The organism is Mesorhizobium sp. M7A.F.Ca.ET.027.03.2.1 (assembly GCF_003999175.1).
In the GTDB taxonomy this organism is placed as follows: domain Bacteria; phylum Pseudomonadota; class Alphaproteobacteria; order Rhizobiales; family Rhizobiaceae; genus Mesorhizobium.
This window is the reverse complement of sequence record NZ_RZOM01000002.1, coordinates 1-24,206: the sequence shown is the minus strand read 5'-3', so window position 1 is coordinate 24,206 and position 24,206 is coordinate 1. Positions and strand designations below refer to the sequence as shown.

Genomic DNA, 24,206 nt, shown 5'->3' with positions numbered 1-24,206 from the left:
GTCTACCACTATTTTCCCAACAAATCGGCGATCCTGGCGATGCTCTATGAGCGGTTTTCAGAGGTCAGCCGGGCACGGCTGACGACGATCATCGCCGAAATCCGCGAGGCGAACGACGTGATCGTGGCCGCTGACCGGCTGCTCGATGATTATCTCAGCCGTGTCGCCGGCGATCCGGCCATCCAGGATCTGCAGAACGCCATCCAGGCCGACAAGGCGCTCAAAAACCTCGACATCGCCGAAACCCGACACCAGGCCAAAATGTTCTGCGACCACGTCATCGCCTTGCTCGAGCCCGAGAGGCGCGAGCAGTTCGAACGCATGGTCCTGCTGATCTTCCAGCTCGCCGGCGGCGTGGTGCGCCTGGCGCTCGCCGAGGGCGAAGCGGAAAGCCGCCAGACCATCGAGGATTACCGGTCTATCATTCACACGCAGCTGCGACTGTTTCTCTAGGGCGTCCGCGGCGATCTCAGCCGCGCCTATATCGCCCGATGGATGAGGCCTTCGAAGCCGTGAGTCAGATCGGAAGCGCCGGCCGCGAACATCTTGACGAGGTTTTGCGGACGGCCGGGAGTCTTGTTTGCGTCGAGGAGGACGGCCCTGCCCTCATGCATGACGAAATCGAATTTTCCATAGTCAAAGCCGAGTTCACGCCGGCGCTCACGCAATTCGTCGGGCACCGGGACGGACTCGCGCCGGATCGTCTCCGCTGCCTTGACCAGGCCGTTCGGGGAGACGTAGCGGGTGCAGCGCTCGCGCTCTCCGCAAAACACCCAGAAACGAACAGCAAAACCGTCGGGTTCTCTCTCCGGAATGAACTTTTCCACGACGAGATCGTCGCAATCAAAGACGCCATCTGGAACGTCGCCGAGAGATCCATGGACCTCATAAGGATGCAAGGCTGGCAAGCGCGGAAACGGCTGCTGTTTCCCGGCGCGCTCGGATCGCCGGTTGAGGAGCGTCTCCGGAATACCCCGATTGTTGAGATTGCTTTTGACGATCACCTGACCTTGCCAGCTGTCGGTTCTGTCGACCAATGCGCCGCTGATCCGCCGCTTGGATATGTCGGCGGCGCCGATGTTGAGGCAGAAGGCAAAACTCCGGGCGTAGTCGACATAGTCCGCGGGCGTCACCGTGGCATCGACATGCAATACCGCCATATCGCCGCTGACCGGCTTCGACAGGCCTTGCTGAACCTGAACCGAGTGGCCGCGCCTTTTCAATTCCGCAAGAATGTCGAACAGCATGTATGGGCTGCTCCTGCGCAGCAGGATGTCGCGCCTGCCCAGGAACCTGTCATGCTCGTGCGTTATCACAACGATGCGCGCCACTATCTACCTCTTGGACTGTCTGTAAATTCTTGAAATGTCTTGGCTTGTCCGACGACCTCTATTAAGCCCCGGCGGGTATCCAAATCCAGGCGTCCAGGGGCCAATAAATTGCATGACAAATCATTGGGACGATTACCACCGCCATTGGAAACTTCTGGAAGCGCCGCTCCGGCCAACAGCGGAAACCGTCGCTATATTCGATCGCGAACTTGATCTCGGAAATGCCGATGTCCTCCTCTTGGGGGTGACCCCGGAATTGGCAATTCTGGGCAAGTCGATGTTGGCGGTCGACCAGTCGGCGGCCATGATTTCCGGCGTATGGGCCGGCGATGACGGCTCGCGAAGGGCAATCGCCGGCAACTGGCTTAACCTGCCCGTGGATCACGCAAGCATCGACGCCGTCATCGGTGACGGATGCCTGTCGGCGGTCGATTCCCAGGCGGCGCGCAGTTCGTTGTTTGGCGAGGTCGCCAGGGTGCTGAAGCCTGGCAGGCGCGCAGCGATCCGCGTCTTCGCACGACCGGAAACGGCAGATGATCTGCGCGGCATCGAAGCTCTGGTTCTGGCCGGCGGGGTCGAGAATTTCCACGCGCTCAAATGGCGGATCGCGATGGCGTCCACGACGAACGACCCCGATTTCGCCATCAAGGTGGCAACGATCCGCGATACGTTCGGCAGACTGTTCCCAGACCGCGAAGCTCTTGCCGCAAGGACGGGGTGGAGCATGACCTCGATCAACACGATCGACGTCTATGCCGGCTCGGACATAGGCTACAGTTTCGCGACGCTGGCCACGCTGATCGAAGAGGCCGCCGACTGGTTCGGCGAGGTGCGCGTCGTGCCGAGCGGCAGCTATCCGCTGGCCGAACGGTGCCCGCTTCTGGTACTCGGTTCGGCCAGGCACCGGTAAGTTCATCATCATGCCGCCAAGAGGCGCTCCGAGCGCCTTGACTCCGGCGCGCCGCCAGCCTATTTCAGCGCCACGTTAGCACTCGCCTTTGGTGAGTGCTAACCACATGTCCGGCGCCGCCGGATGGAGGAACTGTTTCTCACCGTTCTCATCGAGGAAGAAAAAATGGCAAAGTCGAAGTTCCGCCCGCTTCATGACCGCGTGGTCGTTCGCCGGGTCGAATCCGAATCCAAGACCGCTGGCGGGATCATCATCCCCGACACGGCAAAGGAAAAGCCGCAGGAAGGCGAGATCATCGCTGTCGGCTCCGGCGCTCGTGACGAAGCTGGCAAGCTGGTCCCACTGGACGTCAAGGCCGGCGACCGCATCCTGTTCGGCAAGTGGTCGGGCACGGAAGTCAAGCTCAATGGCGAAGACCTTCTGATCATGAAGGAATCCGACATCATGGGCATCATCGGCTCATATCAGGCCCTTTCGTCAACTGAATTCCCGGGCTCGATTGAAGCCCCTGCCAGGAGCTAAAAATGGCTGCCAAAGACGTAAAATTCTCCCGCGATGCCCGCGAGCGCATGCTGCGCGGTGTCAACATCCTCGCTGACGCGGTGAAGGTCACGCTCGGCCCCAAGGGCCGCAACGTGGTCATCGACAAGTCGTTCGGCGCCCCGCGCATCACCAAGGACGGCGTCACCGTCGCCAAGGAAATCGAGCTTGAGGACAAGTTCGAAAACATGGGCGCGCAGATGGTCCGCGAAGTTGCTTCGAAGACCAACGACATCGCTGGCGACGGCACCACGACCGCGACCGTTCTGGCGCAGTCGATCGTCCAGGAAGGCCACAAGGCCGTTGCCGCCGGCATGAACCCGATGGACCTGAAGCGCGGCATCGACCTCGCGGTAACCGACGTCGTTGCGACCCTGATCAAGAACGCCAAGAAGATCAAGACCTCCGAAGAGGTTGCCCAGGTCGGCACCATCGCCGGCAACGGCGATGCTTCGGTCGGCAAGATGATCGCCGAAGCGATGCAGAAGGTCGGCAACGAAGGCGTCATCACGGTTGAGGAAGCCAAGACCGCCGAGACCGAACTCGAAGTCGTCGAAGGCATGCAGTTCGACCGCGGCTACCTCTCGCCCTACTTCGTCACCAACGCCGACAAGATGGTTGCCGAGCTCGAGGACGTCTACATCCTCCTGCACGAGAAGAAGCTGTCCAACCTCCAGGCCATGCTGCCGGTTCTCGAAGCCGTCGTGCAGACCTCGAAGCCGCTGCTCATCATCTCGGAAGACGTCGAAGGCGAGGCTCTGGCCACGCTGGTCGTCAACAAGCTGCGTGGCGGCCTGAAGATCGCCGCCGTCAAGGCGCCGGGCTTCGGTGATCGCCGCAAGGCCATGCTGGAAGACATCGCCATCCTCACCGGTGGCCAGGTCATCTCGGAAGACCTCGGCATCAAGCTCGAGAACGTCGGCCTCAACATGCTCGGCCGCGCCAAGAAGGTGTCGATCTCCAAGGAGAACACCACCATCGTCGACGGCGCCGGCAAGAAGGCCGAGATCCAGGGCCGCGTTGCCCAGATCAAGCAGCAGATCGAAGAGACCACTTCGGACTACGACAAGGAGAAGCTGCAGGAACGTCTGGCGAAGCTCGCCGGCGGCGTTGCGGTGATCCGCGTCGGCGGTGCGACGGAAGTCGAAGTCAAGGAAAAGAAGGACCGCGTCGATGACGCCCTCAACGCGACCCGCGCGGCCGTCGAAGAAGGCATCGTTGCTGGTGGTGGCGTCGCGCTGCTGCGCGCTTCGGCCAACATCAAGGCCACCGGCGTCAATGCCGACCAGGCCGCCGGCATCAACATCGTGCGTCGTGCGCTTCAGGCTCCGGCCCGCCAGATCGCGGCCAACGCCGGTGCGGAAGCATCGATCGTTGCCGGCAAGATCCTTGAGAACAAGGGCGCGACCTTCGGCTACAACGCCCAGACCGGCGAGTATGGCGACATGATCGCCATGGGTATCGTCGATCCGGTCAAGGTTGTCCGTACGGCTCTTCAGGACGCGGCCTCGGTCGCCGGCCTGCTGGTCACCACCGAAGCCATGATCGCGGAGGCTCCGAAGAAGGAGTCGGCTGGCGGCGGCATGCCTGGCGGCATGGGCGGCGGCGGCATGGGCGGCATGGGCGGCATGGATTTCTAATCCAGCTCTGGCAGCTTTCGCAACGAGAGGGCGGCATCAATGCCGCCCTCTTTTTTTGCGAACCTCGGTCCGATGAACGATCGACGCCAACGCCGGCCATCGGCGTTAGGGCAACCTCAAAAGAACTGTCGAGTTGGTTGCGCGCGGCTTTGCGTCATCAGAGGCGCAAGGCGGTCGCGTGTGAGGATTGCGCGCTCCCATAGGCGGTTTCGGCATGTGCCTCGCCTTCGACATCGACATTGCGGCCAAGCAGGAAATCGGCGGCTTTCGAGGCATGGCTTGCGGCGCGGAAGATGGCGCGGTTGTCCTCGCGCAAAACCGTCAGCCATGAGCCGATGTAGTCGGCATGGCGCACGCTCGGCTCGATGCCGAGACTGCTGCAGATGAAGGCTGATGCGATTTCGGCGACCAGTTCCTCGCGCGCATAGGTGTTGGACCCGAAGGAGCCGGACAGGTCGCGCGCGAGTCGCCTCGGGTGGCCGGTCCAGTGTCCAAGCTCGTGAAAGCAGGTCCGGTAATAGTCGATCTGGTGGAAGAAAGCCGGCTGCGGCGGCACCTGTATGGTGTCGCTGCCGGGCATGTAGAAGGCGCGCTCGCCGCCGATGCGAAAATCAGCGCCGGTTGCATGAATGAGCGCCTCGGCCTGCGGGACCATCTCGCGCTCAGGCAGAGGCTCGCCGGCGGCGTAAAGATGTTCGGGCAGATTATCGCACTGCGCGACATCGAAGACGGTGAAGCGCTTCAGGAAGGGCACCGCCTGCGGTTCGTCGCCATCGGTGTCGGCGCGTTGCTTTTCGTTCTTGGGAACAAAGCGGTCAGCGTGAACGATGGTGGTGCCGTGCTCGCCCTTCCTGACATTGCCGCCAAGCGAAAGCGCCTGCCGGAAGGTGAGCCAGTTCTGGCTGGGGAAACCGCGCTCGATGACCGCGCCCCACAGGATCAGGATATTGATGCCGGAATATCGGCGCTGGGTGGCCGCATTCCGCGGCAGGCCGAGGCCTGTCCTTGCCCTGCCCCACGGCTTGACCCATGGCACGGTGCCGCGCTCCAGTTCGGCAATGATGCGGTCGGTGATTTCCTGATAAAGGCTGGCGCCGGTGCGCCCGCCACTGTCTGCGCCAGCCTGTCGGCTGCCGCAACGTTTGTTGTTTGCACGCATCGTGATGTCCTCCGCTCTACAATCGCGCGCCCTCCCCGGAAGCGGGGTGGGCGGCAAAAGCGACCGGAAAGGCCCGCCGTCGGAGGCGGACTGCATCAGCAGGACCGGAACGGAGTGGAGGACCCGAAAGCGACAAGCGAAGGGTTGCGGGACGCCGCGGCGGGCCTAGAAGGGAGTGCTGCCCACCCTGCGCCAGGGGGAAGGCCACAATAGAAAGACGCCGGCCGACAGGCCGGCGACCGTCAGCAGCCGAAGGCTGCCCCGCGCCAGGGGGCGATGCCGCAGGGCCAAGACCGCCTGAGCTTGCCGAAGAAAAGCGGGCTCGGTTCACGAGCACCCGGCCAGCGACTTCAGGCGCGGGCGCTCAGGATTGTTGTTGGCGCCCACGGCAGCTGGATGACCGCAACAAGATTACGAGGAGCGACAGCAAAGCCAGCTGCCACAAACGGCACGCTCCGGCAACAACAGCGTGGCCGGTCTACAGATGCTGCCCCGCACGAGAGCCAGCACGCTTTGAGCGCGCATCGGCGATGCAAGCGTTGCAAGCTGGCCATGTCCACAAGGTCGGCGACCACTATATCGCCGACCACCAACGCGGGCGTACCGTCTAAGTGCAGACCTTTCGCGAGTGCGCGGACCGCGCATTTCATCTGCGATGGCCGGATCTTGCATTCCCGCTTGAGCTGCTCAACGTCAAGGCCTACACGCGCTGCGATCTTGAGAGTGACCCTTCAACTGGGGGAAATCATAAGGGCGCGGTGGAATTCGTCGAACTTTCCCTGTTTTCTCGAGGCGAGTGCGGCGAAGGCTGGGAATTGGGAATCCGGTCCCAGGACCGGGAACTGTTTGATCACAAGCTTCAGATTGGGTTCATGCTTGAAGGCTTTTTGGTAGTTGATATCAGCCAGTCTGCAATGCGGACAGTTGTGGTAGTCATTGAATATGACCAGAACGGCATCGCCTTGCGGGTTGCCGGCGATTGGCGAAGGAGATCGTTGTCGAATGCGCCGCTCCACTTTTGCCTGTCGGTCGACCACGCCTGCCGGTGCAGGTTCGCGCTATATTGGCTCGCCAGCAAGGCGAGGAGTAAAAGAAGAGCTGCGACAGTGATGGCAGTCGGCTTAGACATGAGTCTCCAATCCATGGACGGCGTGGCAGCAACGGCCGCCTTTTTGGTGTAAAATGGGTCAGTTTTGATCGTGCCCCGCAGTTGCTACAGGCGCACAGGTGCCGGTGCGATCTGGCGGTTTCTCAAATACGGCTTTGCGCCATCGGGTCCACCCCAATAGCTGAGCGTCGTTCGCACGGGGAATTGTGTTCACCACGCCGGGCGACTTGACCGTCCACCGCCGGAGCGCTGAACGGTCCGCTAGTGAGGCGCTCCCCGAATCGTCGTTTATCCCGCTCGCCCCGGACCGGGTGACAGCCAGCGTTGCCGCTACGCTGCGGAGAAAAACCGTCAGCGCGTGGCATTCGGACATAAGCTGATCGACGCCAAGAATAAGCCCCACGGAGGTGACCGGTGCGGCCGGAACAAGAAAGAGCGTTGCAGCCATTGTGACGAGGCCTGCACCGGTAATGCGGGTTGTTCCGTTCGAAGGGAACAATGCGACAAACAGCATGAGGATCCGGCAGCCGATCGGGAGATCAGTTTTCGTCGCTTGGGCGATGAAAAGGGCGGCGAGCATCATATTCGTGCCGTCCAGATTGAATGGAATGAGACCCACGACCGAATGCGTGGCGCCGGCCCTTTCCATCTTCTCCATGAGCGAGGCCAGCGCGGCCTCTGAGGAGGACATTGCGAGCAGCAGCTCGTCCTTGATGTATCGGACGAGAGAGAAGAGCGAGCGGCCGTTGTAGCGGCAGACCGCGCCGAACAGGACCGAGAGGAACAAGACTTGCAGGATGTCGCCTTCCGCGAAGGCATTGGCAATCGTTGACGGGATGATGTTCATCAGGAAGCTGGTCACGGACTGCTCGTGAGCCGTGGCCACATAGCCCTTAACGGCTTGGACATCGAGCGAGGCCGGATCGATGTTGAGGCCGGCGCCAGGCTGAACGATATTCGCGACAATCAGCCCGACAACAAAAGCGAGCGTCGAAAAGGTGAGAAAATAGACCATCGCCTTGGCGGCAACTCGGCCGACCTTCTGCAGATCGCTCATGCCGGCAATGCCGGTCGCCATTGTCAGGAAGATGACAGGTACGGTGATTATCTTGACGACATCGACGAAGGCATCGCCGAGCGGCTTCAGGCTGTGGCCGGTCTCCAAATGGAAATAGCCGATTGCGGCACCCAGGATTATGGCGGCAAGTACCTGCACGTAGGTCCGGGCAAAATGGCGCTTGCGGGGCGCTGCGATCGCGCGGGGAACTCTTGGAACCAACACCGTCTCTCTCCTTGACCGGATCGGGGTGGGGCTCCTCCCTCTCCCATGCAGTGCTCCGGTCGAACGCTGCGCCCACTTCGGCGCAAACGATGTGCCAAATAGCAAAGAGGGGAAAACGCGCAGGACCTCACGCAATGCTTGCGATTCGCTCTCCCACACTCGTGCAGTGGTTGCCTGTCGCAACTATGGAAGGGTCGATTCTTGGGAACTCCAAAGGCCGCTCTTTGCGTCGAGCAGCTTGGCTGCCTGGAAGGTTCCCTCTTTGCCTTGCGGTCTGCGAGCTGAGTCCAGATCGTCATCATTTGGCTGCGCGCCGCACGGGGCTCGAAAGATTCAATCGAGGACGGGTCCTCTTGGAAAACGGGGGCAGCGTTGGTCAAGCCCTTCCACCCTGCTGTCCCAATGGTGTTCAGAAGCTCAGTTCACGATCAAGCGATGGATCAGCGTCATCTGGCGTTTGCGCCATCGCGGCGGCGTTGCAACGGGTCTGCCAAAGATGAGAAGGCCGCGAGGCAGGGTCCGAGACCTAGACTCCAACCTCATAGCGCGCTCGGCTCGCGTTCGGAAGGTTCGAACCGCAGCACGATCAGGTGGCGACACCGTTGGTCGGAACCGGAACCCGACGAATGATCGTTCGTGACCGACATCTGTGAACAAGCAGTATGTGTCATTGCAATCACCACCCGTTGCGCGGAAATGCCCATATGGCCGTGAATGAACTGGATTTGGTGATTTTCCAGATGGCGGTGGAAAGCGTCCGCTTGCTCTCTTCAAGCTTTGATGAGAAGGCGGCTGAGATAGCCACGAGGAGCCGTGGTAGCCTTCTTTTTGACGTGCGGGTGGACGGTGACCTGGAGGTCCAGCGAGTCGCAGCCATTGGATATCCAGGCGACAAGATCGGTGTGGTGGCATTGGACCGAGAGGGCCTTGTTAGCTGTTGTTGCCTAGTCAATGGCACCTTCTCACCTTTCATTGCACCGTTGGAGAACTGGACCAGCATGCCCCTTTCGATGCAGGCCCAGATCGATGTCACAGGCTATGCGAGGCTCCTTCTGGCCGCCTTGCGAAATGCTGGACATATGCTGGACAGGTAGCATCGCGATGATGTCTGTGATGAGATGGTGCAAACGGCTGGATGAGGCGATCGCTTGCTGGCAGCTTTGGCAACAAAGCGATCGGTGAGTTCGCAATGCTGGAACACGTCCTTTAGACTCTGCAGTTAAGTTAGCGGACTACCATCTGACGAATGCCCTCTGACAGTCTGCATGGCGCGGCATGCCCTCTTAGGAATGCAGCCGTGGTTCTACACCATCGGCTGTTTTTGTGTCGAAGGCGACGGGCACGCCATGAACGAAGGAAGCGGCCGCCAACAGTTCCTCCAACTCGCGGTCGGTGGCCTTGCATGCCGGCATTAGTGTTCGGATGGCGCGGATCGCCTGCGCCATGGAGAGAAAGCGGACCCTTCCCCTGGAAAGGACATAGGCTTCTGCGGCTTTTTCGACGGTGACGGTGTGAAACGAATTGGTCATGACGAATTCCTCCCTGAACCCTGACCAACCCGACTTATGGCACGAATTCGACCGCCTTCAAGCCTATGTCCGATTGCGGACAATAGCTGCGATTCGTTCAAAACCGCTGATGCTTTTGGGCGACCTGGTGAGGGGCAAGGAGACGTCGGCTGAACCCGTTTCAACCGACATGCTTCAGGCAGCGGCCAGGCCGAAATAACGCTGCTCCTCCTTGTCATAAGCGCCATGTGTGAGCTTTATCAATCCGGCACGGTCGATGATCGTGATCTCGCCGCGCTTGGCGTGCACCAGTCCTCGATACTCAAGCATTTGCAGGGCCGTGGTGACCCCGGGCGGTGGGCGCGAGCATGGTCGCCAGAAATTCATGCGTCGGGAGGATCTTATCTCCTTCCGCACGGTCGTGGACCATCAGCTGCCAGCGGGCCAGCCGTTCTTCGATCTTGGAGTGGCCATTGACCAGTGCCGTCCGGCATGATTGGACGAGGAACGCGTGGGCATAATCCAGCACTGAGGTGCGAAGCGACGGGCTAATCGCAGGGCGAAGGTTTTCAACCGGCAGGCGCCAGGTAGTGCTTTCCTTTCCGAGAATGACGGCAATTCCTTTCATCCCGTCATAGCCGACAATGCCGACTTCACCTTGCCGCCCGCCGGTCATGGTGGCGACCACCGACGCGATGCCCCTCTCGGGAAAATATACGTTCTTGATCGGCTGATGCGCGACCTCCAACTGGTCCTTGATGCCCGGTTCGACGTGATGCAGCGATGGTCGCAAAAGCGCGAAGTCCTGCGGGGTGAGGGCTTCAGCACCTGGTCGCGAAAGAGGGATCGGGCAAGGCTCTCTTCCAACGGGGCAAGAGCGCGTACGTCTTACTGTCGGCTGCACCGAAGTAAATGCCGGCCGATGCCAAAGCATAGGCTTCGAAACGCGCGATTGCAAAGCCCTGTCGGGGCAGTGCAGTCATGCTAGAAGTCGCGCCGCCTACGATAGGCAGCGGATGACATGATTCCCTTCTGCGGCGGCCACCAAGAACGGCTCGGGCACGCTTTAATCGTTCATACACAAGCTCGCAGGAATGTAAGCAGCGGAACAATCGGGTGATTCGTACCGCCCTGCCCTTTCAGAGATCAAGTCATTGGACGTCAATTCGGCTGGAACGCCTCGTCGAACGGCCCAGGAAAATGCAGCCGGATGAGCAATGGTGGTTCACCTTATGTGCGGTCCCGGATATGCGGTCCGGCGGCTCATCTCCCAATAGCTTGTCGATGGGGAAGTGGAACTCGTCATGTCGCCGCGAACCGTCACCGCGCTAGCGGGGCTCTTTTGAAGACGCCGGTGTTTTTCTTTGTGGAACTGAATCTGTGAGGTGATTGATGCATGAATCAAACATTTGCGTATTTCCGCTGCATCGGCGACGTATATTGGTCGAAAGTATCGCCCAGGCCCTCGAGACCAAGAACGGCGAGGCGGCGAGTGCGTTCTGGCGCTGTGCTGCCAAGAAAATGCTCATTCAATTGTCCGATGTAGGAATTGCGCCAGAGCTCGCTGCGCAGGAGGTTGGAAGCCTTCTTCATGCGGTCTTGGACGACATGGCCAACCGAACGGTAATGCACAAAGCATAGGCTCGGGCGCTGTTGGACCGCGCGTCAGCTCGGGTCCTTATCAGGGGACTGCTCCGACTGGCCGACGGTCCGGCCAAACCGGCATACCGGCAAAGGTTTGAGGTTGCGATCGCTCACGGCGGCCGGTCCAATATTCTAAGACGACCTCAGAAGCCACGTTGGCTTCTTTGGACGAAGCGGAGGGGCGCCATTTTGGCGTGCTCACGCTGGACTGCGGGTTGCGCCTACGGAAATCCAAAGTCCGGCCGCGCGAGCCAATCGACCGGAACAGTCGAAAGCTCGTGGGGGCGGGTCCGCTCACCCTCACGGCGGCGGTGGCGGCCGTGAGCAGACTTAACTCAAGTCACGGCTGAGCATCCGCAGGCGCTATGCCGATTGGATGAGAACTGGTTGCCACAACACCGGCCCGTTGAGGCGTCCCCTCCAGCGGATGCGCAAGAGACTGGCGTAGGAAATATCGAGGAAGCCGGCGACTGCCTCGGTGTTGCCGACCTGCTTGGGCTGTCCGATACGTGACAACGGCCAGGTGGCGAGACGAAGGATCCTTTCGATGCGCGTATCTGTCACCGTTACGATCCCGGAGAGATTGTTGGCCAAGCCGAATTCGATGATCCCCGCGAAGAGCTCGTAGGTTGCTTGGGCCAGGCCGCCAGCTGCCTTCGGCGCTGTCGCAGGGAGATCGAGCGCGAAACGACTACTCTCCCAGATATCGGCACTCGCAGGGACCACCATCTCATCCAGCAGCGTCGGAAACGTATCGCGCAACATTGTCGGTCCGGTGGTCGGCAAAAGGCGGACGCAGCCGCAAGTTCGCCAATCGGACCCCTTGAGAAGCAGGTAGACGGGGTTCAGGCTGTCAAACGGGTCCGTTTCCATTTCGCCTTCGGTCTGCACTTCCCAATCGAGCCGCTTCTTGAAAACCCGATACCTAAGTCCGTGCATTTCCTTGAGTTCGCTCGCAAACTCGGCGTAGCAGTCGGGTGTTATCAGCTGCATCATTGTCGTCTCCGTGCGGGATGTGTCCACGCAATCGAAGGGCAAAGCCGTCATGAATGCAGCCTGTAGACCTTTACAGCTAGACTTGGAGAGGATCAGGATCTCGCCCGAGCAGCCATCCGCACTACGGCCTGGTTGATGGTTCGCACGCCAAGCTTCGCCTTGGCGTTTTCCTGATGGAAGGTCACGGTGCGTTTCGAGACACCGAGAATCTGGCTGATATCCCAGGCCGACTTGCCGCACGCCGCCCATTTCAGGCACTCGAACTCCCGCCGGGTGAGCGTTATGCCATCTACCACGCAATCTTCGGCGAGCCTGCGCCGGGCATGGATATGAACGTTGATCGCAACCAGTTGCATTGCTTTTTCGTAGCGCGTCAGCGACCTCAGAAATGGCGGATGCGCCTCGTTGGAGGCGAAGGTCAGTGCGGCGAACCGGCCGCGATGATCATGCATCGACATGGTCAGTCCGCCGCGAATGCCGAACTCAGCTGCTTTTTCCAGGACTTCCTGCTGAGAGGTCGGCAAATAACGGTGATCGCGGTCCACACCCCAGTCGAAGGTATCCCAGCCCCGCAGTCCCCGCAGGATCACGGGATCCACGCTGTGGTAGCGCTGTTGCAGGTAATGTGATGTCCATGATGATGGATAATTCGAGATCAATCGCGGCCTGTCGCCGGAAGCGGATGGGTAGGTGAAATAAGCGAAGAGCGGAAAGTCGAACCCGGCTGCGGCGGACGCCATTGCCTCATGGAGATCGACGGCATCGACGCTTGCAGAGAGTTGCTCGACCAAGGTTTCAAATACGCGATGCATCTGCGCTTAGCGTACCTCGCGGAGGTTGCTGGAAGCCGACGGAGACGTGGTTCTAAATGATGGCCTGTCCCTGCAGGGCATACGACGCGCCGCCGTCATCACCGCAATTGCTGTGCTGCTTCCGATTGGAGAGAGCTCCGCCCACCTGACCAACTACCGATGGGTGATATTGCGACGTTATCGATGAGCCGCGTGTCGCCAAGCCAAGCCGCAGCAAGCAAGCGTGCCGGTCGGTCAAGGCTTGCTAACGATTGCAGGTCTGTTTCTCCGCGCAGCTCCAGGTATTCGAGCTCGCGATAGCCGGCAGCCAGAATTGCTGCACGCGCTTCATCAAGCGTAGGCAGGATGGGGGAGCCGCGTGCAAGCCGCTCGGCCGTATCGAGCAGGACCGATGCTAGTTTTGGGGCAATGGCGCGTTGGGCTGGGGAGAGCCGCACGTTACGCGACGATAGCGCAAGACCATCGGCTTCGCGGACTGTCGGACAGGGCACAATAGTGATCGGAATGTCGAGATCCCGGACCAAGCGCCTGACAAGCTGAAGTTGCTGAAAATCCTTTTCGCCAAAAAAGGCGAAGTCAGCGCCGGCCTGCAGGAAGAGCTTGGCCACGACCGTCGCCACGCCATTGAAATGGCCGGGCCGGAATGCGCCGCAAAGGCATTCGCTGATGCCGGACACTGAAACGGCCGTGGCGAAGCCCACCTGGTACATTTCCTCTGTGTCCGGCACATAGAGCAGATGCGTGCCCAGCAGAGCGAGCTTGGCAGCATCGTCGCTTTCCGTCCGAGGGTAGGCAATCAGGTCGGCGGGGCTGTTGAACTGCTTGGGGTTTACGAACAGCGTCACGATCACCCGCTCGGCCCTTTCGAGCGCCTTCCGCACGAGGCTCAGATGCCCGTCGTGCAAGGCTCCCATGGTCGGCACAATACCGATCGTGGCACCCGAGCGACGCCATTGCGCAACGACGCCGCGCAGCTCGCTCACGGTTCGAGCGATCGGCACGCTCATGTGAAGTCACCGGCCTTCAAGGCGTTGACATAGAGATGTTCGACCGCCGGAAAGTGCCGGTTCCGCACATCGGTGGCGTAAGCGGCGATTGCCGCCTCAGCCTGCTCACCGAGCTCGGCATAGCGTTTGACGAACTTCGGCCGAAATGAGGTGAAGAGCCCGAGCATATCGTGGCTCACCAGAATCTGGCCGTCGCAAGCTGGCGAGGCACCGATGCCGATTGTGGGTATGTCGATATCGGCGGTTATCTGCCGTGCAAGCTGCTCCGGTATCTTTTCCAGCACCAAGGAGAAGGCGCCCGCTTCGGTTACCGCCCTGGCGTCGCGCCTGATCCGCTCTGCATCGGCTCCCCGGCCCTGCACACGATAGCCTCCAAACGTGTTTACCGCCTGCGGCGTCAGGCCCACATGGGCCATGACAGGTACGCCGCGCGCGGTAAGGAAGCGGATGGTTTCCGAGATGGTCTCGCCGCCCTCGATCTTTACCGCTGAACAACCGGTCTCACCCATCACGCGCGCAGCGTTGCCGAAAGCGTGCTCTGGGCTTTCCTCGTAGGAACCGAAGGGCAGGTCGACGACCATCAGCGCGTGTTCAAGGCCGCGGCGAACGGCCTGTCCGTGCATGATCATCATGTCGAGCGTGACCCCCAGCGTCGACGACAGGCCGTGCAGCACCATGCCGACGCTGTCGCCGACAAGAACGATGTCGCAGTGGCGATCGAGCAGCCTCGCGACCGGCGTGGTGTAGGCCGTCAAGCATACAAGTGGCGTCTGGCCTTTTCGCGATCGAATATCTGGAGGAGTCATCCCTTTTATCTCACCAGCCGCGCTCAACCGAGGCCCCTTCCCTTACGTTACCAACAGCGGGTGTCGCGTTTGGCATATTTTTGTGCGACTGCGAAGAGCTAAAAACAGCGCTTGAGTACTCTGGTGTTGACGTGCTGGCTTCCAAGGTTACATTCAATCGATTAAGGCGCTCCGTTGGGCCAACCCGCTTTCGCAAACATGGATCCTCAGACAAGAAGAACCAAGAAAGGCAAAGCCGCCGTCAAAGCTGACGAAGCCAAAGTGGACCTGACTGCCGTCGTGGTCGCCGTAAACGACAGTGAGCCCTGTGTCCTCACAGTCGGTCATGCGGACACCCTCCCTTCTGGACCTTTTGCCCTTGAGCATCGATCACTGCAGTCGGGTTTGAGGGGGTGGGTGGAGCAGCAGACCGGCCATGCACTTGGATACATCGAGCAACTCTACACCTTCGCCGATCGCGATCGCATCGGCACTGAGCGCCACCAGCGCGTCATCTCAATCAGCTATCTCGCATTGACCAGGAAGGAACAGGCAACGAACTCGGCCGCGTGCGGCTGGCAAAGTTGGTACGAATATTTTCCCTGGGAGGACCACCGCTTCGGCACGCCGCCTGTGCTGCTCGATAGATTGCGGCCCCGCCTGATTGAGTGGGCCGGCGGCGCCAGCGAGCCGACCACTCAACGCGAGCGCCGGCAGCGCGCTGCGATAGCCTTCGGCTTCGACGACCGCCATTGGAACGAGGAACTCACGCTCCAACGCTACGAGTTGCTCTATGAAGCTGGTCTGATTGAGGAGGCCGGTGGCGGCAGGGACGCGATTGCGGCCGCGGCTGGCAAACCAATGGTCGCTGACCACCGTCGTATTCTGGCAACCGGGATCGCGCGGCTGCGTTCGAAGATCAAATACCGGCCGGTCGTGTTCGAGCTTATGCGGCCTTCCTTCACGCTGCTGCAACTGCAGCGAACCGTGGAAGCTTTGGCTGGCAGGCTGATCAACAAGCCGAACTTCCGGAGATTGGTCGAGCAGCAGGAACTTGTTGAGGAGACCGGGGAGACCTCCCTCGACACGGGCGGCCGACCGGCGAAGCTTTATCGCTTCCGGCATGCCGTCCTCGACGACAGGGCTATCGCCGGGACAAAATTACCGCTGGCGCGGGCTTGACATACTTATAGTCAAGGTAGATATATTCCCTTATTGTCAAACCGAATATAATCGAGGCGCCAATGACTGGGGCGTTACCTATGGCTGCGTCCCTGTATGAGCGTGTCCGGCGGGTGATCCCACCCGTTGAATGGCTCGCGTTCGCCGGCGATATTGAAGCCATCTTAGCGCTGAAGCGTGAGCGCAATGCGGTGGTGCTGGCGCACAATTACCAGACGCCCGAAATTTTTCATTGCGTGGCAGACATCGTCGGCGACAGCCTGGCGTTGGCCCACAAGGCGGTGACGGTCGACGCCGACATCATCGTGGTTGCCGGCGTTCATTTCATGGCCGAGACGGCAAAACTGCTCAATCCGAACAAGACCGTGCTCATCCCGGATCTCCGCGCCGGCTGCTCGCTGGCCGAATCGATCACGGCAAACGACGTGCGGCTAATGCGGCTGCGGTATCCGGGGGTCCCCGTTGTTACTTACGTCAACACTTCCGCCGCCGTAAAAGCGGAGTCCGACATCTGCTGCACGTCCGGCAACGCCAAGGCGGTGGTGGAATCGCTTGGCGTGGCGCGTGTGCTGATGCTCCCGGACGAATATCTGGCGAGGAACGTGGCAGCCGATACAGACGTCGAGATCATCGCCTGGAAAGGCCATTGCGAGGTGCATGAGCGCTTCACCGCAGCAGACATCCGGGAACTGCGCGATGCCCATCCAGGCGTCATCGTGCTGGCCCATCCAGAATGCCCACCAGACGTTGTCGCGGAGGCGGAGTTCTCCGGCTCGACCGCGGCGATGTCGGATTATGTCGAGCGTGAGAAACCGACGCGTGTCGTCCTTCTGACCGAATGTTCGATGAGCGACAACGTCGCGGTCGCGCATCCCGACGTCGAGTTCGTTCGCCCATGCAATCTGTGCCCGCACATGAAGCGCATCAACCTGGCCAACATTCGCGCCGCACTCGAGCAGAACCGGCATGAGGTCCGGATTGATCCCGAAATTGCCGGCCCCGCCCGCCGCGCGGTCGAGCGCATGCTTTCCCTATGAGTCTGGAGGTTCGCGACATCGCCGGGGCGCCGGTCGTCATCGGCGGCGGCATTGCCGGCCTGATGACGGCGCTTCATCTGGCGCCGGAACCGGTCGTGCTTTTGACCAACGCGCCGCTTGGAACCGGAGCCTGCAGTGAACTTGCCCAGGGCGGTCTTGCGGCAAGTCTCGGGGGCGACGACGGCCCAGATTTTCACCTTTGCGACACGATAGCTGCCGGCGACGGACTCTGCGATGAGGCCACGGTGCGGCGAGTGGTACGAGCTGCACCCGAAGCGATTAGGACGATCCAAAGGTTCGGCGTCGACTTCGACCAGCACCCTGACCGCGCGTTGCGACTTGGGCTCGAGGCGGCACACTCGCGACGGCGAATTGTGCATGCAGCCGGCGACGCCACCGGTCGCGAGTTGGTGCGCGCGCTCGTCGCCGCGGTTCGGCGTACAGCCTCGATCACCATTATCGAAAATGTGGAGGTCCGCCGGCTGGTCGTGCAGGACGGGTCGGTCATCGCCGTGGTCGCAGCAGGACGAGCCGGCGCGCTCGCTCTGCCCACGCGTCGCGCGGTGCTGGCGACCGGCGGCGTCGGCGGGCTGTTTTGCGACACGACAAACCCCGCTGGCTCATGGGGTCACGGGCTGGCGCTCGCCGCATGGGCGGGGGCGGAACTCGCCGACTTGGAATTCATACAGTTCCATCCAACTGCGCTCGACGGTCCGCGCCGGCCGATGCCGCTGGTGAGCGAAGCCGTGCGTGGCGAAGGCGCGGTGCTCATCGATGAGCGAGGAGAGCGCTTCCTCGCCGACACACCTGGCGGTGAACTTGCGCCTCGCGACGTCGTAGCGCGCGCCATTTGGCACCAGCTTGCCGTTGGACGCCGCGTATTCCTGGACGCACGGCAAAGTCTCGGCCCGAGATTTGGCAAGCGTTTTCCAGGCATCGCCGAATTGTGCCGGAGCGCAGGAATCGACCCCGCGACCGACCTGATCCCGGTGCGCCCGGCGGCACATTATCACATGGGCGGCGTCGCCGTAGACAGCGCCGGCCGCAGCTCCATCGAGGGATTGTGGGCCTGCGGTGAGGTGGCCTGTACCGGCCTGCACGGCGCCAACCGCCTGGCCAGCAACTCGCTCACCGAAGCGGCGGTCACCGCGAGCTGGGTTGCCGAAAGCGTTGCCGGCACGTCGTATACCCGGCGACCGCGCAGATGCTCCACATTCGTCCCTCCACGACCAGACGCTTCCGTGGTCCGCCCGATTGTCTCCGCCGCCCTGGGTATCATCCGCGACGGCGAGGCAATGCGCGAAGCGGTGGCGACCCTGCTGCCGATCGCAGCCAATAGTGTCGCTGCCTCTGGTCCGGCTTTGGTCTCACTGATGATCGCCGCGGCGGCCCTGAGGCGGGAAGAGAGTCGAGGCGCGCACTGTCGGTCCGATTTCCCGCTCCACGATGCCAACGTGCGCCCATCACGGCTGACACTGCACAGCGCAATGCGGGCCGCGGCCGCACTCGATTGCCGGGCTACCATACGGAGCACTTGATATGACTTCATTCTCCCCCCTCCCCGCGACCCTGATCGAACCGATTGTGCGCGTTGCGCTCCTCGAAGACCTGGGCAGATCCGGCGACCTGACCACCGATGCGGTTATCCCGTATGATTGCACTGCCACGTTGGTGCTCAAAGCGAGGCAGGCGGGCGTCGTTGCCGGGCTCGATCTGGTCTCGTATGCCTTCCTTCTCGTGGAACCGGCGATCAACATCCAGATCTGGCGCCCTGATGGCAGCGAGGTTGGGGCCGGGGAAACCATTGCAAGATTGTCCGGACCCGCACGAGGCCTGCTCACGGCCGAACGCACGGCCCTCAATTTCTTATGCCGGCTGAGCGGCATTGCCACTGCCACAGCGGCCATGGTTGAGGCCGTGCGCGGTCACAAGGCGAGGATTGTATCGACGCGAAAGACGACGCCCGGGCTGCGGGCATTGGAGAAATACGCCGTGCGCGTCGGCGGCGGTGCCAATCACCGGTTCGGCCTCGATGACGGCGTGCTCATAAAGGACAACCACATCGCGATCGCCGGCGATATCCGCACAGCAATAGAGCGGGCGCGCGCCGCAGCAGGGCATATGGTGAAGGTCGAGGTCGAGGTCGACACGCTGAAGCAGCTCGATGCAGCGCTCGCGATTGGTGTTGACGCGGTGCTGCTCGACAATATGTCGGTCGAGGATCTTGCCCGCGCGGTTTCTATAGTGGATGGCCGTACGATCACCGAGGCGTCCGGTCGGGTGATGCCGAAAACGGCGGCGGCGATTGCGGCGACCGGTGTCGATCTCATCTCCATGGGTTGGCTGACGCACAGCGCCCCGATCCTCGACATCGGCCTGGACATGCCGGACCACCAGAACATCTGCAAGCACTTGAACTGAGGATTACGGCGTGAGGAGCAACATCAGCTCGGCAGGCGTAGGAGGTGCTGGAAAGACGTGCCGCAGCTCGCCTTTAGCGAGTGCGCCCCAAAGCCAAGAAGGCGTACCGGACTAGCAAACAAAGGTTTGACGATGACGATTGGAATGAACTCGGAGTTCGACGTGAACCAGACCATGCAATCGGTCGATGGAACGCCTCCGCGATGGAACCGCAAAGAGGCCGAGGCCATCTACGGCATGCCATTCAACGATCTGCTGTTCCTAGCTCAGACGATCCACCGCCAGAACTTCGATCGAAACCGAGTGCAGCTGTCGCGGCTCCTTAGCATCAAGACCGGCGGGTGCCCCGAAGATTGCGGCTATTGCAGCCAGTCTGCGCATTACGAAACCGGTGTGAAGGCGTCGAAGCTGGTGGACGTCAAGCATGTCATCGACGAAGCGGCCATGGCGCGTGATGGCGGCGCAACGCGCTATTGCATGGGCGCGGCGTGGCGAAGTCCCAAGGAGCGCGACATGGAGGTTGTGGTCGCCATGATTGAGGGCGTCAAGGCCCTCGGCATGGAGACCTGCATGACGCTCGGCATGCTCGATCTTGAGCAAGCTGCTCGCCTGAAGCAGGCCGGTCTCGACTACTATAACCACAACATCGATACCTCTGAGCGCTACTATGGCGAGGTTATTTCAACCAGGACTTTTGCCGACCGGCTGGAAACGCTTGGGCACGTGCGCGCGGTTGGGATGAAAGTCTGCTGCGGCGGCATTGTCGGGATGGGAGAAGAAAAGACCGATCGCATCGACATGCTGGTCACGCTCGCGAACCTGCCCGAGCCGCCGGAAAGCGTGCCGATCAACATGCTTATTCCCATCGAAGGCACGCCGCTTGCCGCGGCCGACGCCATCGATCCGATCGATTTCGTCCGCATCGTTGCGCTCGCGCGGGTGATGATGCCGAAATCCTATGTAAGGCTGTCCGCCGGCAGGACGGCGATGAGCGACGAAACGCAGGCGCTGTGCTTCTTTGCCGGGGCCAATTCGATCTTTGTCGGCGACACGCTGCTGACGGCGGGAAATCCCGGCGAGGACAAGGATACCCTTCTGTTCCGGCGCCTCGGCATTGAGCCTATGGAACTCGCCACGCAATGAAGGAGGCAATTCTTGCCCGCTATGACGCAACCTTGCGGGGACTGGGGCGCAAGGACCGGTTGCGGACGCTCGCACCGCGCGCCGGGCTCGACTTCTCGTCGAACGACTATATCGGACTTGCCGCCTCCAAAAGACTGGGCGATGCGGTTTCGACGGCGATTGCGCGGGGCACGCCAGTGGGCGCCACCGGATCGCGGCTGTTGCGCGGCAATGCACCGGAACATGAGCAACTGGAGGCGGACGCAGCGGCATTTTTCGGAGCCGAGCGTGCACTGTTCTTCGGCAGCGGCTATATCGCCAACTTCGCTCTGCTGACGGCCCTGCCGCAGAAAGGCGACCTGCTGGTCCTCGACGAGCTCGCTCATGCCAGCATGCATGAGGGTGCCCAGGCCGGGCGCGCTGAGTTCAAGCTGGCCGCGCACAACGACGTCGACGCTGTCGAGGACGCAATCACCCGCTGGCGCGCCGAAGGCGGCATGGGGCGGGTGTGGATCGCCTTCGAAAGCCTTTACAGCATGGATGGCGACCGTGCGCCGATGGAGAGCCTGGTCGCGCTGGCTGATCGGTACCAGGCATTCATCGTCGTCGATGAAGCGCATGCCACCGGCGTCTGGGGATCCGACGGCCGGGGACTGGCCGCCGCGTATGAAGGCCGCGACAACATCGTCACGCTCCACACATGCGGCAAGGCGCTTGGCGCATCCGGCGCGCTCGTTACCGGACCGCGAACACTGTGCGACTATCTTATCAACCGGTGCCGGCCATTCATCTATGCGACCGCACCATCGCCGCTGATGGCAGTCGCGGCACGTGAGGCGCTGACTATTCTGTCTGACGAGCCTATGCGTCGTGCTCAGTTGCACGAGCGTGTCGCTTTCGCGAGCCGGCAATTGGCCGAACGCTGCGGCGTGATGCCCAGCGGTTCGCAGATCCAGCCGCTTGTGATCGGCGATAACAGCCGCACCATGGCGGTGGCGGCAGGACTGCAGGCACGCGGCTTCGACATACGCGGCATTCGCCCGCCGACAGTGCCTGAGGGTACGTCGCGCCTGCGCATTTCGCTGACTCTCAACGTCGACGAAGCCGACATTTCCGCCATGGTCGAGGCTCTCGTCGGAGTGTTGGCCACAGCATGACCAAACGCATCGTCGTCACCGGAACAGACACTGGAATTGGCAAGACAGTGTTTTCGGCCGGACTTGCCGGGCTGCTCGACGGCTTCTACTGGAAGCCGGTGCAATCGGGCCTCAACGAGGAGACCGACAGCGAGGTCGTCGCCCGGCTTTCCGGCTTGCCCGACGGACGCGTGCTGCCCGAAGTCTATCGACTGACGATGCCGCTGTCGCCGCATCGATCAGCCGAAATCGACGGCGTCGCGATCGAGGCCGACGATCTTTCATTTCCGGTCCTGCCGACACCGCTCGTCATCGAAGGCGCCGGCGGGCTGATGGTGCCGCTCAATCGACAGACAAGGTTCATTGACATATTCGAACAATGGCGGCTGCCGGTCATACTGTGCGCCCGCACCGCGCTTGGCACCATCAATCATACGCTGTTGTCGATCGAGGCCCTGAGAGCCCGCTCCATCCCGCTCATCGGCATTGCCTTCATTGGCGAAGAGGTGGCCGATACACAAAGGACAATCGTGGAATTCGGCGGCGTGCCGCAGCTGGGCAGGCTGCCGCACCTCGGTCCGCTGACGGGTGAAACGTTGAGAGATGCAATGATTTCCGGCTTCGACCTGGCCATGATTGCCGGAGGCGACTGATGGCGGAGTCTCGAGTCTGGCATCCGTTCACGCAGCACGCGCTAGAGCCCTCGGTCCCTGAAATCGTGCTGACTGAAGGCGCCTATCTCCACAAGGCCGACGGCTTCCGCATCCTCGATGCGATTTCTTCCTGGTGGGTCGTCACCCATGGCCATCGCCACCCCCGCATCATGAAGGCCATCGAGACGACCGCGTCGAGCCTCGACCAGATCATCTTCGCGGGCTTCACCCACGAGCCGGCCGAACGGCTGGCCGAGGCGCTTATCGGCATCGCACCCGCCGGCCTCGACCGGGTGTTCTATTCCGACAGTGGCTCCACCTCAGTCGAAGTCGCGCTGAAGATGGCGCTCGGCTATTTCCGCAACATCGGCGCGCCGCGTTCGCGCATCGCCGTCATGGAGCACAGCTATCATGGCGACACGATCGGGGCGATGAGCGTCGGCGCCCGCGGCGTCTTCAACGCCGCCTATGATCCTTTGCTGTTCGAGGTCGACGCCATCCCCTTCCCGGCCGCCGGGCGCGAGCAGGAAACGCTGGATCGGTTCGAGGCCGTTAGCCGCGACCGGCGCGCAGCCGCGCTGATCGTCGAGCCGCTGGTGCTTGGCGCCGGCGGCATGCTGATGTATCCGGCCTGGGTTCTTGCCGAATTGAAGAGGATCGCCGAAGCCTCCGGCACGCTGCTGATCGCCGATGAAGTGATGACCGGCTGGGGGCGCACCGGAACCATGTTTGCCTGCGAACAGGCGTCCGTCTCGCCCGACATCTTGTGCACCTCGAAAGGTCTGACCGGTGGTACCATCCCGCTGGCCGCCACGATCGCCACCGATGCCATCTTCCACGCTCACTTTTCGGAGGATCGCAAGAAGACGTTTTTCCATTCGAGCTCCTACACCGCCAATCCGATCGCCTGCGCGGCAGCACTTGCCAATGTCGAGATCTGGCGTGACGAGCCGGTGGCCGAGCGGATCGCGGTCTTGAGCGCGAGGCAGGCCGCCGGGCTGCAACGCTTCCGGGTCAATCCATATTTCACCGACTGCCGGACAACCGGCACCATCGCGGCACTCGACCTACGCACCGGCTCAGCCGGTTATCTGGCCGAGATCGGGCCAAAACTGCGCGCTTTTTTCCTTGAGCGGGGGCTACTTGTGCGCCCGCTCGGCAATGTCCTCTATCTTCTACCGCCCTATTGCATCACCAGCGACGAATTGGGCGGGCTCTATGACGCGATAGAGGAGGCCGGCGAACGCTTCGGCTCGCGGCCATGAACCTATCGTCGCGCGTTCTCGGCTTCGGCCATCATGCGCCGGCGCGCAAGGTCGAGAACCCGGAAATCGAAGACCGGCTCGGGCTTGAGCCCGGCTGGATCGAGCGGCGCACCGGAATTCGCTCGCGCTTCTGGGCAACAGACGAAGACACGCTGTCGGGCCTTGCCGCCTCTGCCGGCGACATGGCGCTGACCAATGCCGGTATCGACCGCGGCGACGTCGGTCTACTCTTGCTCGCCACGTCGACGCCCGATCACCTTCTGCCGCCAAGCGCGCCGCTGGTCGCACATCGGCTGGGGCTAGGCCGCGCCGGAGCGATCGACCTGACCGGCGCCTGCGCCGGCTTCATCTATGCGCTGATGTTCGCCGGCGGGTTCACCCGCCTGCACGGCAAAGCGAGCCTTGTCATCGCCGCCAACATCCTCAGCCACCGCATCAATTTGGCCGAGCGCGCCAGCGCCGTGCTGTTTGCCGATGCCGCCGGCGCCATGGTGATCAGTCCTTGCGATGACCCGGATCGAGGCATTCTCGGCGCTTCGGTGGATTCCGACGGCTCGCGCTACGGGCTAATCCAGATTCCCGCCGGGGGAAGCAACACTCCGTTCCATGCCGACCTCGACCTCGCGCAGACACGGATGACGATCACTGACGGCCGTGAAGTATTCAGC

General features: G+C 61.7%; 25 protein-coding genes and 1 pseudogene. 16 read left to right on the top strand and 10 right to left on the bottom strand.

Translation table 11 applies throughout. The features are described from left to right. On the top strand, nucleotides 1–453 hold a 453-nt coding region (locus EN750_RS00275; RefSeq protein ID WP_127395272.1), incomplete at its 5' end, for a TetR/AcrR family transcriptional regulator. A gap of 26 nt (nucleotides 454–479) precedes the next feature. Here EN750_RS00275 and EN750_RS00270 read toward each other — a convergent pair. Then, complete coding sequence (locus EN750_RS00270; RefSeq protein WP_127395271.1) at nucleotides 480–1,331, bottom strand: hypothetical protein; 852 nt, start codon at nucleotides 1,329–1,331, stop codon at nucleotides 480–482. A 112-nt stretch (nucleotides 1,332–1,443) separates the two neighbouring features. Between EN750_RS00270 and EN750_RS00265 the strand changes: the two genes are divergently transcribed. From EN750_RS00265 to groL, 3 genes and pseudogenes are all read left to right on the top strand, one after another. Then, nucleotides 1,444–2,241 (top strand): class I SAM-dependent methyltransferase, encoded by a 798-nt coding sequence (locus tag EN750_RS00265; RefSeq protein WP_127395270.1) that lies wholly within the window; start codon nucleotides 1,444–1,446, stop codon nucleotides 2,239–2,241. A 165-nt stretch (nucleotides 2,242–2,406) separates the two neighbouring features. Continuing rightward, nucleotides 2,407–2,700: pseudogene (gene groES / locus EN750_RS00260) on the top strand (co-chaperone GroES); the annotation flags it as partial. Nucleotides 2,701–2,765: 65 nt separating this feature from the next. Next, nucleotides 2,766–4,421, top strand: coding sequence for a chaperonin GroEL (groL, locus tag EN750_RS00255; protein ID WP_126057772.1), 1,656 nt, complete (start codon nucleotides 2,766–2,768; stop codon nucleotides 4,419–4,421). Nucleotides 4,422–4,578: 157 nt separating this feature from the next. Here the strand turns inward: groL and EN750_RS00250 are convergent, their stop codons facing one another. Beyond that, the gene (locus EN750_RS00250; RefSeq protein WP_126059319.1) at nucleotides 4,579–5,580 is read right to left on the bottom strand and encodes a zincin-like metallopeptidase domain-containing protein; all 1,002 of its coding nucleotides are present in this window, start codon (nucleotides 5,578–5,580) and stop codon (nucleotides 4,579–4,581) included. Nucleotides 5,581–6,191: 611 nt separating this feature from the next. Between EN750_RS00250 and EN750_RS40260 the strand changes: the two genes are divergently transcribed. Next, nucleotides 6,192–6,761 carry a hypothetical protein gene (locus tag EN750_RS40260; protein ID WP_245454735.1) on the top strand — a complete coding sequence of 190 codons (570 nt, stop codon included), beginning with the start codon at nucleotides 6,192–6,194 and terminating at the stop codon, nucleotides 6,759–6,761. A gap of 6 nt (nucleotides 6,762–6,767) precedes the next feature. Here EN750_RS40260 and EN750_RS00240 read toward each other — a convergent pair whose 3' ends face one another. Then, nucleotides 6,768–7,967, bottom strand: coding sequence for a cation:dicarboxylase symporter family transporter (locus EN750_RS00240; RefSeq protein WP_306462679.1), 1,200 nt, complete (start codon nucleotides 7,965–7,967; stop codon nucleotides 6,768–6,770). Nucleotides 7,968–8,674: 707 nt separating this feature from the next. Between EN750_RS00240 and EN750_RS00235 the strand changes: the two genes are divergently transcribed. After that, the gene (locus EN750_RS00235) at nucleotides 8,675–9,064 is read left to right on the top strand and encodes a hypothetical protein (RefSeq protein ID WP_024505560.1); all 390 of its coding nucleotides are present in this window, start codon (nucleotides 8,675–8,677) and stop codon (nucleotides 9,062–9,064) included. A 189-nt stretch (nucleotides 9,065–9,253) separates the two neighbouring features. On the opposite strand, the gene EN750_RS00230 is transcribed toward EN750_RS00235, so the two are convergent. The 3 genes from EN750_RS00230 to EN750_RS00225 form a co-directional block, all read right to left on the bottom strand. Then, the gene (locus EN750_RS00230; RefSeq protein ID WP_063169243.1) at nucleotides 9,254–9,499 is read right to left on the bottom strand and encodes a hypothetical protein; all 246 of its coding nucleotides are present in this window, start codon (nucleotides 9,497–9,499) and stop codon (nucleotides 9,254–9,256) included. Between the two features lie 174 nt (nucleotides 9,500–9,673). Next, entirely contained in the window at nucleotides 9,674–9,808 is a 135-nt protein-coding gene (locus EN750_RS41410; RefSeq protein ID WP_256754986.1) for a hypothetical protein, read from the bottom strand. Continuing rightward, a complete protein-coding gene (locus EN750_RS00225) occupies nucleotides 9,801–10,271 on the bottom strand; it encodes a hypothetical protein (RefSeq protein ID WP_245454734.1) in 471 nt (156 codons plus the stop codon). The genes EN750_RS41410 and EN750_RS00225 overlap by 8 nt, the downstream gene beginning before the upstream one ends. A gap of 599 nt (nucleotides 10,272–10,870) precedes the next feature. On the opposite strand from EN750_RS00225, the gene EN750_RS40255 reads away from it, so the two are divergent. Next, nucleotides 10,871–11,119 (top strand): DUF6074 family protein, encoded by a 249-nt coding sequence (locus EN750_RS40255; protein ID WP_063169245.1) that lies wholly within the window; start codon nucleotides 10,871–10,873, stop codon nucleotides 11,117–11,119. A gap of 366 nt (nucleotides 11,120–11,485) precedes the next feature. Here EN750_RS40255 and EN750_RS00215 read toward each other — a convergent pair whose 3' ends face one another. The 4 genes from EN750_RS00215 to panB all read right to left on the bottom strand — a co-directional run bounded on the left by EN750_RS00215 (nucleotide 11,486) and on the right by panB (nucleotide 14,770). Further along, nucleotides 11,486–12,118 carry an acyl-homoserine-lactone synthase gene (locus EN750_RS00215; protein ID WP_126057769.1) on the bottom strand — a complete coding sequence of 211 codons (633 nt, stop codon included), beginning with the start codon at nucleotides 12,116–12,118 and terminating at the stop codon, nucleotides 11,486–11,488. A gap of 92 nt (nucleotides 12,119–12,210) precedes the next feature. Continuing rightward, a complete protein-coding gene (locus tag EN750_RS00210; RefSeq protein WP_335930786.1) occupies nucleotides 12,211–12,909 on the bottom strand; it encodes a LuxR family transcriptional regulator in 699 nt (232 codons plus the stop codon). A 119-nt stretch (nucleotides 12,910–13,028) separates the two neighbouring features. Then, complete coding sequence (gene panC, locus EN750_RS00205) at nucleotides 13,029–13,937, bottom strand: pantoate--beta-alanine ligase (protein ID WP_024505565.1); 909 nt, start codon at nucleotides 13,935–13,937, stop codon at nucleotides 13,029–13,031. Next, on the bottom strand, nucleotides 13,934–14,770 hold the full coding sequence (gene panB / locus EN750_RS00200) for a 3-methyl-2-oxobutanoate hydroxymethyltransferase (RefSeq protein ID WP_126063927.1): 837 nt from the start codon (nucleotides 14,768–14,770) through the stop codon (nucleotides 13,934–13,936). The genes panC and panB overlap by 4 nt, the downstream gene beginning before the upstream one ends. A gap of 171 nt (nucleotides 14,771–14,941) precedes the next feature. Here panB and EN750_RS00195 point away from each other — a divergent pair, with 171 nt between their 5' ends. The 9 genes from EN750_RS00195 to EN750_RS00155 form a co-directional block, all read left to right on the top strand. Then, nucleotides 14,942–15,904: a hypothetical protein gene (locus tag EN750_RS00195; RefSeq protein ID WP_126063926.1), complete on the top strand. Its 963-nt coding sequence runs from the start codon at nucleotides 14,942–14,944 to the stop codon at nucleotides 15,902–15,904. 62 nt (nucleotides 15,905–15,966) lie between these two features. After that, entirely contained in the window at nucleotides 15,967–16,941 is a 975-nt protein-coding gene (gene nadA / locus EN750_RS00190; protein WP_126063925.1) for a quinolinate synthase NadA, read from the top strand. Further along, entirely contained in the window at nucleotides 16,938–18,479 is a 1,542-nt protein-coding gene (locus EN750_RS00185; RefSeq protein ID WP_024505569.1) for an L-aspartate oxidase, read from the top strand. The genes nadA and EN750_RS00185 overlap by 4 nt, the downstream gene beginning before the upstream one ends. A 1-nt stretch (nucleotide 18,480) precedes the next feature. Then, nucleotides 18,481–19,362: a carboxylating nicotinate-nucleotide diphosphorylase gene (gene nadC, locus EN750_RS00180; protein ID WP_024505570.1), complete on the top strand. Its 882-nt coding sequence runs from the start codon at nucleotides 18,481–18,483 to the stop codon at nucleotides 19,360–19,362. A 174-nt stretch (nucleotides 19,363–19,536) separates the two neighbouring features. Beyond that, entirely contained in the window at nucleotides 19,537–20,505 is a 969-nt protein-coding gene (gene bioB, locus EN750_RS00175) for a biotin synthase BioB (RefSeq protein WP_245454882.1), read from the top strand. Then, complete coding sequence (locus tag EN750_RS00170) at nucleotides 20,502–21,641, top strand: 8-amino-7-oxononanoate synthase (protein ID WP_127395269.1); 1,140 nt, start codon at nucleotides 20,502–20,504, stop codon at nucleotides 21,639–21,641. Before bioB ends, EN750_RS00170 begins: the two co-directional genes overlap by 4 nt. Beyond that, a complete protein-coding gene (bioD, locus tag EN750_RS00165) occupies nucleotides 21,638–22,273 on the top strand; it encodes a dethiobiotin synthase (RefSeq protein WP_063169254.1) in 636 nt (211 codons plus the stop codon). Before EN750_RS00170 ends, bioD begins: the two co-directional genes overlap by 4 nt. Continuing rightward, nucleotides 22,273–23,538, top strand: coding sequence for an adenosylmethionine--8-amino-7-oxononanoate transaminase (locus tag EN750_RS00160; protein ID WP_126080683.1), 1,266 nt, complete (start codon nucleotides 22,273–22,275; stop codon nucleotides 23,536–23,538). The genes bioD and EN750_RS00160 overlap by 1 nt, the downstream gene beginning before the upstream one ends. Then, a partial coding sequence (locus EN750_RS00155; protein WP_127395268.1) for a 3-oxoacyl-ACP synthase occupies nucleotides 23,535–24,206 on the top strand: 672 nt, incomplete at its 3' end. The genes EN750_RS00160 and EN750_RS00155, both read left to right, overlap by 4 nt.